This window comes from Microbulbifer sp., assembly GCF_036563125.1.
In the GTDB taxonomy this organism is placed as follows: Bacteria; Pseudomonadota; Gammaproteobacteria; order Pseudomonadales; family Cellvibrionaceae; genus Microbulbifer.
Map to the genome: position 1 here is coordinate 1 of NZ_DATCMV010000066.1, position 14,729 is coordinate 14,729.

The 14,729-nt window shown below is 60.7% G+C and carries 13 protein-coding genes and 1 pseudogene; 6 read left to right on the forward strand and 8 right to left on the reverse strand.

The genetic code is table 11. The features are described from left to right. Positions 1-216 (forward strand): annotated as a pseudogene (locus tag VIL80_RS05325) (hypothetical protein); the annotation flags it as partial. A 119-nt stretch (positions 217-335) separates the two neighbouring features. Here the strand turns inward: VIL80_RS05325 and VIL80_RS05330 are convergent. Further along, a complete protein-coding gene (locus VIL80_RS05330; protein WP_332035113.1) occupies positions 336-1,571 on the reverse strand; it encodes a glycosyltransferase in 1,236 nt (411 codons plus the stop codon). Between the two features lie 22 nt (positions 1,572-1,593). Continuing rightward, positions 1,594-2,463, reverse strand: coding sequence for a YicC/YloC family endoribonuclease (locus VIL80_RS05335; protein ID WP_332035114.1), 870 nt, complete (start codon positions 2,461-2,463; stop codon positions 1,594-1,596). A gap of 137 nt (positions 2,464-2,600) precedes the next feature. Between VIL80_RS05335 and rph the strand changes: the two genes are divergently transcribed. Both rph and VIL80_RS05345 read left to right on the forward strand, forming a co-directional pair. Beyond that, complete coding sequence (gene rph / locus VIL80_RS05340) at positions 2,601-3,320, forward strand: ribonuclease PH (RefSeq protein ID WP_332035115.1); 720 nt, start codon at positions 2,601-2,603, stop codon at positions 3,318-3,320. Between the two features lie 195 nt (positions 3,321-3,515). Then, a complete protein-coding gene (locus VIL80_RS05345; RefSeq protein ID WP_332035116.1) occupies positions 3,516-5,240 on the forward strand; it encodes a tetratricopeptide repeat protein in 1,725 nt (574 codons plus the stop codon). A 77-nt stretch (positions 5,241-5,317) separates the two neighbouring features. On the opposite strand, the gene VIL80_RS05350 is transcribed toward VIL80_RS05345, so the two are convergent. Continuing rightward, a complete protein-coding gene (locus VIL80_RS05350) occupies positions 5,318-6,085 on the reverse strand; it encodes an exodeoxyribonuclease III (RefSeq protein ID WP_318952552.1) in 768 nt (255 codons plus the stop codon). 122 nt (positions 6,086-6,207) lie between these two features. Between VIL80_RS05350 and pyrE the strand changes: the two genes are divergently transcribed. After that, the gene (pyrE, locus tag VIL80_RS05355) at positions 6,208-6,864 is read left to right on the forward strand and encodes an orotate phosphoribosyltransferase (RefSeq protein ID WP_332035117.1); all 657 of its coding nucleotides are present in this window, start codon (positions 6,208-6,210) and stop codon (positions 6,862-6,864) included. A gap of 114 nt (positions 6,865-6,978) precedes the next feature. Further along, positions 6,979-7,575 carry a hypothetical protein gene (locus tag VIL80_RS05360; protein WP_332035118.1) on the forward strand — a complete coding sequence of 199 codons (597 nt, stop codon included), beginning with the start codon at positions 6,979-6,981 and terminating at the stop codon, positions 7,573-7,575. A gap of 144 nt (positions 7,576-7,719) precedes the next feature. Here the strand turns inward: VIL80_RS05360 and VIL80_RS05365 are convergent, their stop codons facing one another. The 5 genes from VIL80_RS05365 to coaBC all read right to left on the reverse strand — a co-directional run bounded on the left by VIL80_RS05365 (position 7,720) and on the right by coaBC (position 14,102). Beyond that, entirely contained in the window at positions 7,720-8,220 is a 501-nt protein-coding gene (locus tag VIL80_RS05365; protein WP_332035119.1) for a hypothetical protein, read from the reverse strand. Positions 8,221-8,608: 388 nt separating this feature from the next. Then, on the reverse strand, positions 8,609-9,220 hold the full coding sequence (gene slmA / locus VIL80_RS05370; RefSeq protein WP_318952555.1) for a nucleoid occlusion factor SlmA: 612 nt from the start codon (positions 9,218-9,220) through the stop codon (positions 8,609-8,611). Positions 9,221-9,453: 233 nt separating this feature from the next. Beyond that, a complete protein-coding gene (argB, locus tag VIL80_RS05375) occupies positions 9,454-10,362 on the reverse strand; it encodes an acetylglutamate kinase (protein WP_332035120.1) in 909 nt (302 codons plus the stop codon). A 69-nt stretch (positions 10,363-10,431) separates the two neighbouring features. Beyond that, positions 10,432-12,792 carry a phosphomannomutase/phosphoglucomutase gene (locus VIL80_RS05380; RefSeq protein ID WP_332035121.1) on the reverse strand — a complete coding sequence of 787 codons (2,361 nt, stop codon included), beginning with the start codon at positions 12,790-12,792 and terminating at the stop codon, positions 10,432-10,434. A 98-nt stretch (positions 12,793-12,890) separates the two neighbouring features. Beyond that, complete coding sequence (gene coaBC / locus VIL80_RS05385) at positions 12,891-14,102, reverse strand: bifunctional phosphopantothenoylcysteine decarboxylase/phosphopantothenate--cysteine ligase CoaBC (protein ID WP_332035122.1); 1,212 nt, start codon at positions 14,100-14,102, stop codon at positions 12,891-12,893. Positions 14,103-14,229: 127 nt separating this feature from the next. On the opposite strand from coaBC, the gene radC reads away from it, so the two are divergent. Next, positions 14,230-14,729: RadC family protein (radC, locus tag VIL80_RS05390; RefSeq protein ID WP_332035123.1), on the forward strand; the 500-nt coding region annotated here is incomplete at its 3' end.

Here is a 14,729-nt window from a genome sequence, read left to right on the forward strand (position 1 = left end):
CCGTTGCTGAACCTTATGCTGTTGATCTATTTGGTGTTTTTCCCGGGTAATTCTGCGGCAAACCGATTTGGTCCGCGGGTAAGCCGGAATTCCACCGGGGTCATCGTGGCATTTTTGCTGAGTATTGTGCTTGGCGTTGCCTACATAGGCATGATGGCCGCCATTGCTATTCCCGCGTACCAACAATATGTGGAGCGAGCGCAGCAGCAGGGTTAAATGGTTCCTGGCAATAAAAAAGGCCGCAATTATTGCGGCCTTTTTGTTATTGAAATGTCTGGCTACCAACGGGATAGCGAGCCGCGCTGGGTCACTAGTGCGCAACACAAAAGCGCACCCTACCTATCTGCCAACTTGTTTTTGGCCTCAATCCAGCGGCTCATAAACTCCTCGGCGCGGTGTTCCGTGCGTTGCAAAATACGCCCCCAGATATTGCGGTTGCGATGTTCTTGCAGGTTTTCCGCGATGCTCTCGAGGCGCTCGACAAACGCGGTGGCGTGGTGCTGGTAGGAAAATTCAGATGCCAGCGCCTGTTGTCCGGCATCGCGCGCGCCGAGCCATGCGGTTTCATTCTGATATAGCTGCGCCGCGGTTGCGGCAAACTGATCGGCGGCGTCGCTCAGCAGATACCCCCAGGCATCCACAGGAGCCATGGACTCGGCGCCGATGGGAGTAGTAACCGTCGGCGTGCCGCTGAGCCAACCGTCGAGAATCTTGCCCTTTTGCCCGGCACCGAAACGCAGTGGTGCCAGGTTCAGTCGGTAGCGCGCGAGGGTGGCGAGCGCATCGTCGGTGCGCCCGTGCACCCGAAACCCCGTCGCCGGGTCGCTGAGTCGATGCATCGCGTGATCTGAGTAGGCGCCGTACACATGGCACTCCACACCGGGGAGCAATGTGTGTAGCTGCGGCCACACCTGCTCGGCAAACCAGATGGTGGCGTCGCGATTCGGTGCGTGCTTGAAGCCGCCGATCATCACCAGGTGTTCGCGTTCGTCGAAGCCCGGCAGGGTTTTCAGGTCCGGTATTTGCTTCACCAGAAACGGCAGGTAGTGCAGTTGCCAGTGGGGCAGGCAGAAATGCTGTTTCAGTAATTCCACCTCTACCCGCGAGATCATCACGGTGAGATCGCAGCGCGCCATCGCCGCGACCTCGCGCTCGGCGATGGGGTGAAACAGGTTTAGCGGTTGGCCGCTTTTGAGCGCTTCGTGCCGCGCCTCGCGCAGGCTGTGAAAATCGCTGGTGTCGAGCAGCGTGATTGCGTGCGGGCACTGCGCGCGCACCCGCCAGCCAAACTGCTCCTCCATCATGAAGCGATCGTAGATCACCAGTGACGGATTCAGTGCGCGCACCCAGTCATCAAAGCCGCTGTCATTGACCTCGATCTGGTGCTCGCCGTAATCGGTTTTGGCTTGAAATGGGGTGGGCTGCGCCGGGCTTGCGATCTCTATCGCATAACCCGCTTCGGCGAGCAGGTCGAGGATATCCAGTGTGCGGCGCCCGGCAGCGGTGGAGGCAGGCTCGGGCCAGTGCTTGGCCAGCAACAGTGCTCGTTTGGTAGACGCGTCGCGGTACATCTGGTCGCAGTCCTTGTGTACGTTACTCGATGTTCTGGACCTGCTCCCGCATCTGTTCGATCAATACCTTCAACTCTACCGCAGCCTGGGTGGTATCGGTTACCACCGCTTTTGACGACAGCGTATTCGCCTCGCGGTTGAATTCCTGCATCAGGAAATCCAGGCGGCGGCCGATAGGGCCGCCATTTTTCAGCACGCGGCGAGTTTCGTTGATGTGGGCATCCAGGCGGTCGAGTTCTTCATCGACATCGGCCTTTTGTGCCAGCAGTGCAATTTCCTGCTCGATGCGATCCTTGTCGAGTTCTTCCAGCAGTTCCTGCAAACGGGTTTTCAGTTTCTCCCGCTGGTTTTGCAGTATCTGCGGCAGTAGTGCGCGCACGGTGGTGACCTGTTCACTGATGCCTTTGATGCGCGCTTCGATAAAGCCGGCGAGTTCCGCGCCCTCGCGCTCGCGGTTTTCCACCACCTGTGCCAGCGCCTGCTGGAAACCGTCTAGGATGGCTTTGGCCTGTTCGTCCGCATTGGTTTCCGGTTCGGCGATGACCCCCGGCCACTTCAACACTTCCAGCGGGTTGAGCGGCTGGCTCTCCGGTGCCACCTGCTTCGCGGCCTTGACCAGCTCGTCAACCAGCGCCTGATTGATCTGTAAACCGGCCACTTCACCGCTGCTGGCCTTCAGGTTCAGGGTCATCTCCACCTTGCCGCGGTTCAGGGTGTTGCGCAGCAGTTCGCGCAGCTTGGGTTCCAGTGCGCGTGCGGCTTCCGGCAGGCGGAAGTGCGGCTCAAGGTAGCGATGGTTGACCGAGCGCATCTCCCACACGGCGGTGCCGGTGGAGTAATTGACTTCCGCGCGTCCGAAGGCGGTCATGCTGCGCACTTTGTTGTTGGCCATACTGCCGTGCTCCAGAAATGCTGGGTGGTAGAAAAAGAGCGGCAAAGCATAGCACAGGGTGATTGCCGGTTTTGCTGGCTATAATGGCCGGCCGTGAAGGATTCCGTTATCCCATTCCAGAAAACATGAGGTGTTATATGCAGCGACCGAGCGGCCGCAAACCAGAGCAACTGCGCGATGTGCGCATCACCCGCCACTACACCCGCCACGCGGAGGGATCTGTGCTGGTGGAATTCGGCGATACCAAGGTGCTCTGCAATGCGTCGGTTGAGGCGGATATTCCGCGTTTCCTGCGCGGCAAGGGTAGCGGCTGGATTACCGCGGAATACGGCATGCTGCCCCGCTCCACCGGTTCCCGCATGGGTCGTGAGGCGGCCCGCGGCAAACAGGGCGGCCGCACTGTGGAAATCCAGCGCCTCATCGGTCGCTCCCTGCGCGCGGCGGTGGACCTGAAGCTACTGGGTGAACACCAGATCACCATCGATTGCGATGTGATCCAGGCAGACGGCGGTACCCGCACCGCATCCATCACCGGTGCCTGCGTGGCGCTGGTGGATGCGCTGCGCTACATGCAGCGGGAGAAAATGATCGACACCGACCCGCTGAAAAACATGGTGGCGGCGATTTCCGTCGGTATCTACCAGGGGGTGCCGGTACTGGATCTGGACTACCCGGAAGACAGCAACGCCGACACCGACATGAATCTGGTGATGGCGGAAGACGGCGGCATGATCGAGGTGCAGGGCACCGCGGAAGGCGCACCATTTACCGAGCAGCAATTTGCGGAAATGCTGGCGTTGGGCAAGGCGGGCATCAACGAGTTGATCGAACTGCAGAAAAAAGCACTGGCGGATTAATTGAGGGAAAGCCTGCCAAGGCTGGGTTAAACCGGCGCGCCCGCGCCAGCTCCCTAAATCAGGCAGGTTTTGCCACTTTGAACGGCCGGGCATTGCCTGATATGTCATAGGCTTCTCTCAAGGGTTATGTCCCGGGCCAGAAATGTGCCCCGGGGCGTAACGCCAGAATCCATAACACGGATAGTGAGAGAGCCGATGAATAAAATTGCCCGAGCTTCCGTGCTTGCGGTGCTGCTGATCAGCAGTGCGCACGTGTTTGCACAGGAAGCCTCCCAAGAAGCCCGTCCGGAATCCAGCCAGGAGTCCGGTACCCACCACAAGCACTATCAAGAGCCTGAGGGCGGTGATAAACCTTCACCCAGTGGCAGTCTCGCACCCCGCCTGCAAAATCTCGGTAAACATACCTTCCCGGTCAGTTGCGCATCGGAACAGGGGCAGCAGTACATCAATCAGGGGGTTAATCTCGCCTACGGCTTCAACCACGCAGAGGCCGGGCGTTCGTTCCGGGAAGCGGCACGGCTGGACCCGGATTGCGCCATGGCCTACTGGGGCCAGGCGCTGGTGCTGGGTCCCAATATCAACGTGCCCATGGATCAGGAGGCGGAGCCGAAGGCGCGGGAGCTGGTGCTGAAGGCGAAGTCCCTGGAAAAAAGCGTGAATGCGCGCGAGCGCGCGCTGATCAATGCGCTGACAAAACGCTATACCGGCGATCCCACCGACCGCCGCCAGGCAGATGCGGCGTACGCGGCGGCCATGGGCAAGGTGGCGGAGCAGTATCCGGAGGATCTGGACATTGCGACCCTGTACGCGGAGTCCATCATGGACCTGCGGCCGTGGAACTACTGGATGCGCGATGGCACTCCCTATGAGGGTACCGAGCAGATAGTTGCGCTGTTGGAAAACGTCATGGCGAAAAACCCGCAGCATCCGGGAGCGCTGCATCTGTACATTCACCTGATCGAGCCGACCGATACGCCGGAGCGGGCGGAAAAGGCGGCGGACACGCTCAAAAACCTGATGCCGGGTGCCGGGCATATCGTGCATATGCCCGCACATATCTATCAGCGGGTGGGGCGTTACGCGGACTCGGTGGCTACCAATGAGCGCGCCATTGCCGCCGACGAAGACTACATCGCCCAGTGTCGCGCCCAGGGCATCTATCCCATGGCCTACTACCCGCACAACATCCACTTCCTGTGGTTTGCGAATACCGCGAGCGGGCGCAGTGCCGCGGCCATCGCGGCGGCCAACAAGGCTGCGGAGCAGATCAGCGATGAGAGCCTGGCGGCAATGCCGCTACTCGCCGGTTTCCGGGTGATTCCCTACTGGTCGCTGGCGCGCTTTGGCAAATGGGATCAGGTGTTGGCCCTGCCCCAGCCGCCGCAGGATCAATTCCTCACCGGCGCCTGGCACTATGTCCGCGGCCTGGCGTTTGTCGGCAAGGGGCAACTCGACAAGGCACAGGCGGAGTTGGAACAGGTGCAGAAAATCGCCGCCAGCCCCGCGCTCGACTATTCGATGTTCTCGCCTAACAGCGCCCAACAGATTCTTTCCATTGCGCCGGAAGTGCTCGCCGGTGAGCTGGCGGCGGCGCGCAAAGACTACGATTCGGCAATCAATCACCTGAACCGGGCGGTGCTGTTGGAAGACAGCCTGGTGTATACCGAGCCCGCCGAATGGCATTACCCGCCGCGTCTGGCACTGGGTGCGGTTTTACTGGAGGCCGGACAACCGCGGGAGGCGGAGACGGTGTACTGGCAGGACCTGCAGCGGCGCCCGGACAATGGCTGGGCGCTGTTTGGTCTCGCCAAGGCGCTGCGCGCGCAACACAAAACTGACGAGGCCGACCTGATCGATGCGCGCTTCAAGCGCGCCTGGCGGGATGCGGATGTGAAGCTGACGGATTCCCGGATTCACTAGCGATTCGGTAACCCGCAGATACTAAAAAGGCGCAGCGGTAATTTACCGGTGCGCCTTTTTCATGGTGATGCAGGCGATCAGACTTCCAGGTCGTAATCCATGATCACCGGCAGGTGACTGGAAAATTCGACGTTCTTGTTGATGGCGCCGTACTCGATCTTGTTTTTCAGGGTCTGGGAGACGATCTGCATATCGGTGCGCCAGCCATCGCCCTCGCCCACCTTGCCGCTCGGCCACCAACTGAATTCGTCGGCATCCTTTACGATCCTGCGGAACGCGTCGACATAGCCGATCTCGTTGAACAGCTGGTCGAGCCAGCGTTGTTCGTGGCGCATGAAGCCGGGGGTGTCCTGGTGGTCCTGCCAGTTCTCCACATCGGCGCGGCGGTGCGCCATGCCCCAGTTGCCACAGAAAATAAAGTCGCGGCGTTTGCGGCTGATCTTCGCCAGGTGCGCCTGCATATCGTCAAAAAACTGTACCTTTACTTCCAGCGAGGCTTCGTCGGTGGCCACCGGGGCCAGCAGTGAGCCGACGCTCAGGCGCTCGAAGTCGGCCTGCAGGTAGCGGCCGTACATGTCGACGCCATTGGCAAAGCCCATGCCGTAGATCAGTGCTTTAGGTTGAGCGCGGGTATAGATAGCGACGCCGTTTTCGTGGGGGGTGCCGGAATCGAAGAAGTAGCTGTAGTAACCGTCTGGATGAAAGATGGGATGATCCAGTTCCGGTTCCAGTGAGCGTAGATCCTGCAGACAGATGATGTCCGCGTCCTGATCTGCCAGCCAGTCGTATAGCCCGCGTTGTGCAGCCTGGTGCACTCCGTCCACGGACAAACTCACTATTCGCATTATTAGCCCCTTACCAGCGGACTGTGTAAAATTGCAGTCGTTATTCGTCTGAACATTCTATGATCGCCGCCCCCAATCCAAGGGGGTTATCCTTCACCTTAGCCAATAGTTATCAAATTGCCATGCAGCAGTACCAGCGCGACTTTATTGAACTGGCCCTGGAGCACGATGTGCTCTGTTTCGGGGATTTTACGTTGAAATCCGGGCGCCAGAGCCCTTACTTCTTCAATGCCGGCCGTTTCCACAGCGGTGCAGCACTCGCCGCCCTGGGCAATGCCTACGCGGAGGCGATTATTGCCTCTGGAGTGGAGTTTGATGTCATTTTCGGGCCGGCCTACAAGGGCATCCCGCTGGGTGCGGTGACCGCGGTGGCACTGGCGCAGAAAGGCGTAGATAAACCCTTCTGTTACAACCGGAAAGAGGCCAAGGACCACGGCGAGGGCGGAACCTTAGTGGGTGCGCCGCTTAAAGGCAAGGTTTTGATTATTGATGATGTGATTACCGCCGGCACCGCAGTGCGCGAGGTGATGCAGATTATCAATGCCCAGGGTGCAGAACCCGCCGGTGTGGTGATTGGTCTGAACCGCCAGGAAAAGGCCAGCGATGAGTCCGAGCTCTCCGCGATCCAGCAGGTGGAGAAGGAATACGGCATTCCTGTGATCGGCATTGTGGAACTTGACGATATTATTTCCTATCTTAAGGATCAGGCTGCCAGCGAGGAGCTGCTGCAGCGGATCATCGACTACCGCCAGCGCTATGGCGTGGGTTCCAGGGGCTAGATTCTGAGGAAGAAGGCGCTCAACCCGTCATAGGTTTAACTGGCGCAAGGGATGGTCGCCATTGTCTGAAATTTGCGCAATGCATGGAGCGCATAAAACAATAAAGAGGCAGGCGTGAAAACCGCACTAGCGCTGGCACTGACCAGCGCCCTTCTGACACTGGATGTCGGAGCTGCAAATCAGGGGTGGGACGGCATGAAGCTGTACCGCTATACCAACGAACACGGCGTACAGGTGCTGGATGACACCGTGCCTCCCCGCTATGTGGCCGGAGGCTATGAGGTGCTGACACCTTCCGGGCGGGTGCTGGAAGTGGTGGAACCTGAACTCACGGGCAAGCAGCTGGCGGAAAAGGAGCGCCGTGAGGCCCAGCAAGCGATAGATCTGCAGCTGCTCAAGCGCTACAACAGCGTCGCCGACATCGAATCCGCGCGCAAGCGCAAGCTCGCCATCGTGCAGCAGGATATGGCAATCCTGCGCTCCAACATGTCCTCCCTGAACCGCCAGATCGAGAGCGAAGAATCGGCGGCCGCGCGCACCCAGCGCAATGGCGGCGCTGTGTCGCCGGAGCTGCTGGCGCGGATCGCGAACCTGCGCAAGGAAGTTGCAGTGGTCAGCGAGCGATTGTCGTTGCGAGAAAAGGAAGCGCTGACAATCAACAGCGAGTTTGACGAAGCGGCAAGCCGCTATCAGGAAATAGCCGGTAAATAAGCCGGCTTCGTGCCCGGGCAAAGCATTAGGGCGTCAGCCTCAAGGTGCTGCCTGTCGTTTCCGATCTCCCAAGCCGCGTTCGCACCCTCATCCCGCTGAGCCATCCACGGTTCCATTAGGGGTGGAAAAAAGCTGGTGGAACATTCAACGCTCACCGATTTCTGGTGCGGCAGGTGTATCCACCCGTGAAGCCGGGTGCAGCTTGAGCGATAACGCGAGGATCCCAAGCAGGATGGCCCCGCTCAAGGTGACGGCGATGGCTATCAAAATTTTGTCAAAATGTCCCTCCGAATTGTATTTGATGATCAGCACCAGCCCTTCCAGCGTGAGCGCGCAGGCGATGGTGCCGATAAACCTGGGTAGGGCGTGTCGGATTCCCTCTTCCGGGAATTCGTCGATCAGGCTTCGGGAAGAGAACTCCGTGTCGATGACGATCGCAAGTTCGAAGATTGTCAGGGCGACGACCAAGTTGCTGACGGTTCTGATAAAAATTTGAGAAATTGTCGGGGCAGTAAATAAATCCTCTGAAACAAGGATTTGGTTGATGGCCTCCGCAAATGTGCCCAGAACGATGCCGAGCGATACAAGGGCGAACAGAACGGCAAACACGCGTCCGTAGATCTTTCGAATTATCGGTTTGAGCATCGACCGTTAAACCTCGAGTTGCCCATTTCCCGTAGTCTCGCTAGCAGCCGCATGCGTCCCGTCGGTAAATTGGCCAGCCGGACATTTCGAAACAGCCGGTATCATTGGGGATGGCGCGATTTCGCGTCTGCTTTCAGCTTAGTCGCGGAACATAAAAAAGCGATATGGCGTCATTTTGCGCCCCTTGTTCTGATCAATGTGCGCAATTGCTCGGGAAACGGGTGGAATCTCTCCGCGAGCAAGTAGTGCGACGGAGAGGCTTATGGCGTTGGTCATACTGACAATGGGTCAGCCGTACCGAGGAAAGGGGCCCAAAACCAGAATCTTGGACTCTGTCGAGCTGGCATTTAAGCCAACTATTTTGGGCTCAGGGTTGAGTTTGGGCCCTTCAGTTCTGCGCGGCCAGCGCGCTCTCCCTGAAGAAACCGGCAACCAGTACCGGCCACTGCTCTGCCCAGAACTCGGTGGGACGGCGCTTGAAGCCGCTGCGCACGTACTGGACGATACGGCCTTCGGCGCTGGCCAGCAGCAGGTTAGCGGCGGCGGTGAGCGGGATGGCGGGGCGCAGTTGTTCGCGCAGTTCCGCTTCGCGCAGGATCTGCTTGAGCTGGGTCTCCAGGCGATCGAACAGTTGCAGGATGCGGCTGTGCAGGCGCTCGGTTTCACCGGTAAGAGCGTCGCCGGTGAGCAGGCGGGTGATACCGGGGTTGCGTTCGCAGAAGGCCAGCACCAGGTGCAGGATCTTCTGGCAGCGGACCAGCGCGGTGGGCTCGTCCTGCAGGATGATCTTGATACGGCTGAAGATGGTCTCTTCGATAAACTCGATCAGCCCTTCAAACATCTTGGATTTGCTAGGGAAGTGACGGTAGAGCGCCGCTTCTGAGAAACCCACTTCCTTGGCGAGTGCCGCGGTGGTGATACGGGCGCCGGGGCTGGCTTCAAGCATATGGGCCAGCGCCTGCAGTATCTGCTGGCGCCGATTGATTTTTTCGCTGCTCATTTACTGCCTTTACCCGGAATATTCAGCCGGGAACTGATTTTGTTGTTGTGCCGGTTTTGTTCTCGTTGGTTGGCTCGGCAGCGATTCTCGGTTGTGGGGTGTCAGAAGCCCGCTGGAATTTGCTGAAAGCCTGTTAACCGGCGCCAGAATCGTAACGATTCGGCGCCACGGCATCAATTGTTAGTGACCGTTAACAGCGGGAATGTGACAAAAGTCACGTGGAATGCCGGTGTTTACGAGGCCAGCTTGGTGTTGGTGATCAGGGTGCCGACACCGCTGTCGGTGAAGATCTCCAGCAGCACGGCGTGGGGTACGCGGCCGTCGATGATGTGTGCGGAGGTCACGCCACCCTTTACCGCATCGAGCGCGCAGGCGATCTTCGGCAGCATGCCCCCGTAGATGGTGCCGTCGGCAATCAGGCCGTCCACTTCCAGGGTGGAGAGTCCGGTGAGTACCTTGCCTTCCTTGTTCTGCAGGCCCGCCACGTTGGTGAGCAGCATCAGTTTTTCCGCCTTCAGGTACTCGGCGATCTTGCCTGCCACCAGGTCGGCGTTGATGTTGTAGGACTCGCCCTCTTTACCCACGCCAATGGGGGCAATCACCGGAATGAAATCGCTGTTGATCAGCATCTCGATCACGTCGGTGTTCACGCTCTCCACTTCGCCCACGTGGCCGATATCGATGATTTCGGAGGCGTGCAGGCCGGCGCTCTCTTCCTGGCGGCGCAGTTTTTTGGCGCGGATCAGCAGGCCGTCTTTGCCGGTTACACCCACGGCGCGGCCGCCGTTTTTGTTGATCAGGTTGACGATCTGCTTGTTCACGGTGCCGCCCAGCACCATTTCCACCACATCCATGGTCTGGCTGTCGGTAACGCGCATGCCGTCGACGAAGCGGGACTCGATGCTGAGCTTGTTCAGCAGGTCGCCGATCTGCGGGCCGCCGCCGTGCACCACCACCGGATTCATGCCCACCAGTTTCATCAGGATCACATCGCGGGCGAAGCTGTTCTGCAGCTCCTCGTCCACCATGGCGTTGCCGCCGAACTTGACCACCACGGTCTTGCCGATAAAGCGCTGGATATAGGGCAGCGCTTCGTTGAGCACCTGTGCGACGCGCAGGGCGGATTTCTGATCCAGAGACATAGCGTTTTCCTTACTGCATGAGCGGGAGGATCAGCCCGGGAGCACTTCGCCAGGTACCTGTGACGGTACCTAGGGAAGCACCAGGGCGGGATCGAGTTTGTGGAGTTGTTCGGCGACCAGTGCGCGGATGCGCGTGAGCGCGGCCTCGTCGTCGGCCTCAAAACGCAGGGTCAGTGCGGCGGTGGTATTGGAGGCGCGCACCAGTCCCCAGCCATCGGCGAATTCTATACGCAGGCCGTCGATGGTGTTGAGGTCGGCGTTGTCGAATCTGGCTTCTTTGCGCAGGCGGTCGATGAGCGCAAATTTAGCACTTTCCGCTACCGGCAACAGAATTTCCGGCGTGTTGACCATCTGCGGCAGCGAATCGAGCAGTTCATCCAGGCTCTGCTCGCGCAGCGCCATGATCTCGAGGATGCGCGCGGCGGCGTAGATACCGTCGTCAAACCCGTACCAGCGGTCCCTGATGAAGATGTGCCCGGAGAGCTCGCCGCCGAGCAGTGCGCCGGTTTCCAGTATCTTGGTCTTCATCGGCGCGTGGCCGGTTTTCCACATCACCGGGCGACCGCCGTACTGGGAGACGAGGTTGGCGAGCGCACGCGAGCTCTTCACATCGAACACGATATCCGAGCCCGGGTTGCGCGCGAGAATATCGCGCGCCAGCAGCATCACCAGCTGGTCCGCCCACACGATACGGCCGCTGCCGGTTACCAGGGTAACGCGGTCGCCATCGCCGTCGAGGGCGATGCCGACATCGGCGCCCTCGGCTTTCACCACCTGGATCAGATCGCGCAGGTTTTCCGGGCGGGATGGGTCTGGCGGGTGGTTGGGGAAATCCCCATCCACTTCGCAGTAGAGGGCTTCCACCCGGCAACCCAGTTGTTCGAACAGCTCGGGCGCCAGCTCCGAGGTGGCGCCGTTGCCGGCGTCGATAACGATATGGGGTTGGCCGGCCAGCGCCACGTCGTTAAAGATTTCGTCGATGTACAGGCTGTTCACGTCCTGGAAGTTGTGGCTGCCCTGACCGCAGGCAAACTGCCCGGAAAGCATCAGCTGGCGCAGTGCCTGCAGCTTTTCCTCGGCCAGCGGGCGGCCGTTCATCACAATCTTGAAGCCGTTGTAGTCTGCCGGGTTGTGGCTCGCGGTCACCATCACGCCGCTGCTGGCGTTCTTGCTGCGGGCGCAGGCAAAGTAGAGCAGTGGTGACGGCACCAGGCCGAGATCCACGGTGTCGCAGCCGCTTTCCAGAATCCCCTCGATCAGGCAGTCCCGCAGCAGTTCACTGCTATTGCGTCCGTCGCGGCCAATCAGCAGCACGCTTTCGCCGGATTGCAGCGCAATGCTGCCCAGTGCCCGGCCCAGCTGGTAGGCGAAGGGTTCGTTGATCTCGTCACCGGCGATACCGCGAATGTCGTAGGCGCGGAATACGTGGGCGGGGATTTCTGTGCTCGGGGTGCGCATCAGCTCGCCGCGATCCGGCTTCTGTGGTGCCGCCGGCGCCGGCGCGGGGGCTGCCGCCACCGCGGTGCTGATATTTTCTCTGGCAATTGGCGCTTTCTGCAGATCTTCCTTGCGCAGCCCTTTCCTCGCTGATGCGCGATTGTCGCGGGCGGATTTCTCCCACGGCGCCGCACTGCCTTCGGCGGGCATCAGTTTCCACAATCCGAACAGGCTGCCCAGCAGGCCCAGCAATGCCAGGCCGTAAATCAGGCCGGCGGAAATACTGTGGTCGGCGGCAAACTTGGGCGACGGGGTAAAAGCGACCTGCAGATAGGTTCCGGGCACTGCGGCGCTGGCCGCGCGGTTGTTGCCGGTCTGGGCGTCACCGGCCCGGGTGGGAGAGTTCCACAGCGGCCGCGCCGGGCCGTCGGGGAACTGCTGGCTGATCTGGATGCCGCCGGCGCTCTGGTCCAGTTGGCTGAGGGTACGCTCGAACACGCCGAATGGCTGGCTCACCAGCAGGGCGCCGTCCGCTTCGGCACGGGCGCTGTAGAGCTGCCAGCGGTTATCATTGTCGCGCAGGAATTCCGGCTTCTGCTCACCGTCTTCGCGGCTGCGCTTCAGCAGGTCCACCAGGGCAAAGTTGAGCGGCGGCCGGCCTGCGCCCACGTGCAGTTGGTCCGGGGTAAAAAACTGCAGCGATGCCTGGCTGAGTTCGGCGGCACCGGCACCGGTACTGGTGCTGGATTTCCGCTGCGGCTTCAGGCCGCGCAGTTGCTGCTGGCGCTGGGCGAAAAACTGCTGCAGCTGCAGCGCATGGCCGTCGGCCACCTGTTGTGCGGCGCGGTGCACGCTATCGGCGTTGTGCCCTTCGACCACCTTGGTCATCAGCAGATGGCTGCCGCCCAGCCACACGGCTGCTACAAGCAGCGCGGGTAGCGTCAGGCCGCTGTGCCACAGCGGTTTTTTTGCAGATTGAATAATTGAAGCCACGACGGTTTTACGTCTCCCCAGTCTTCCCAGACCAGCACCCTGACCGGTTCAGTAACTACTGAATCTTGTGTGTTGTTGTTTTTACAGCGTTTATTTTTTTACTTCGGGAACGCCCTGGCCGCGATCAGCGTAATCAGCTCCGCGGCGAGTTCGGTTTTCAGCGCCGCCGGCAGCGGCTGCTGGCCACTGCGGTCGATCACTATCACGGCATTGCGGTCGCTGTTGAAGCCCCCTTCCGGGTCGCTCACATCGTTGGCCACAATCATGTCGAGATTCTTGCGCGCGAGCTTGCTCTCGGCGTGCTCGGTGACTTTTTCAGTCTCCGCGGCAAAGCCCACCACAAATGGGCGATTGTCGCTGCGGGCGGCGATGGTGGCGACGATGTCGGGGTTCTTTACCAGCTGCAGCACGTCGCTGTCGTTGCCGTCTTCCTTCTTTATCTTTTGCGCGGCCACCACGGCCGGGCGGAAATCCACCACCGCCGCAGCGGCGATAAACAGGTCGCAGTCGTCGGCCGCCTGTTCCGCGGCGGCGAGCATGTCATCGGTGCTGACCACATCCACGCGCTTTACCCCGGCCGGGGTGGCCAAGCGCACCGGGCCTGCAATCAGGGTGACCTCGGCGCCGGCACGGGCGGCAGCGGCAGCGATGGCAAAGCCCATCTTTCCCGAGCTGTGATTGCTGAGGTAGCGCACCGGGTCCAGGGCCTCGCGGGTGGGGCCGGCGGTGATGGTGACTTTTTTGCCGGCGAGCAGCTGTTCCGGGGCGAGAAACTCCACCAGTCCATCGACGATTGCCAACGGCTCCAGCATGCGCCCGGGGCCGACATCGCCGCAGGCCTGGCTGCCGGCATCGGGGCCGAGCAGGGCGACGCCGCGGTTCTGCAGTGTCTGCACATTGGCCAGGGTGGCCGGGTGGCGCCACATGGCCTGGTTCATGGCCGGGGCGAGTACCACCGGTGCTTTGCTGGCCAGGCACAGGGTGGTGAGCAGATCGTCGGCAATACCCGCGGCGAGCTTTGCCATTACGCTGGCGCTGGCGGGGGCAATGAGAATCACATCGGCCCACTTGGCCAGTTCGATATGCCCCATGGCGGCCTCGGCGGCGGGGTCCAGCAGGTCGGTGTGCACCGGGTTGCCGGAGAGCGCCTGGAAGGTGAGCGGACGCACGAACTCCTGGGCGCCAGCTGTCATGACCACGCGCACGGTGGCGCCGCGATCCTGGAGCCTGCGTACCAGGTCGGCGCTTTTGTAGGCGGCAATGCCGCCGGTAACGCCAAGCAGTATCCGTTTATCGGCCAGAGAGGGCATATTCTGTGGTTCCGGAACTCTGAGAACACGTAAGATTACCATCTTAGCGCGCCAGGCCATATGGCCCGTTGGCTGCGCAGTCGGCTCGCAATGGAAGTGAGCAATAAATGTATCCAGGGAGGGGATGATGGCGATTACGGACTGGCCGGCGGAGGAGCGCCCGCGGGAAAAGTTGCTGGCGAGGGGCGCGCAGGCGCTGTCGGACGCGGAGCTGCTGGCAATTTTTTTGCGCACAGGGTTGCCGGGGGTGTCGGCGGTGGACCTGGCGCGGCAGTTGCTGACGGACTTTGGTGGGCTCCGGCCATTGCTGCAGGCGGATCGCACGGCGTTCTGTACCGGCAAGGGGCTTGGAGACGCCAAGTTTGTGCAGTTGCAGGCGGTACTGGAGATGGGGCGCCGCCATCTCGCGGAGAGTCTCAAGCGCTCGGATGCGCTGACCAGTCCCCAGGCGGTGCGTGACTATCTGGCCGCACAGCTTCGCCACCGCACCCGGGAGGTGTTCTGCTGCCTGTTTCTGGACAGCCAGCACCGGGTGATTGCCTATGAGGAATTGTTTGAGGGCACGCTGAACGCGGCGAGTGTGTATCCCCGCGAGGTGGTGCAGGCGGCGCTGGCCAAAGGTGCTGC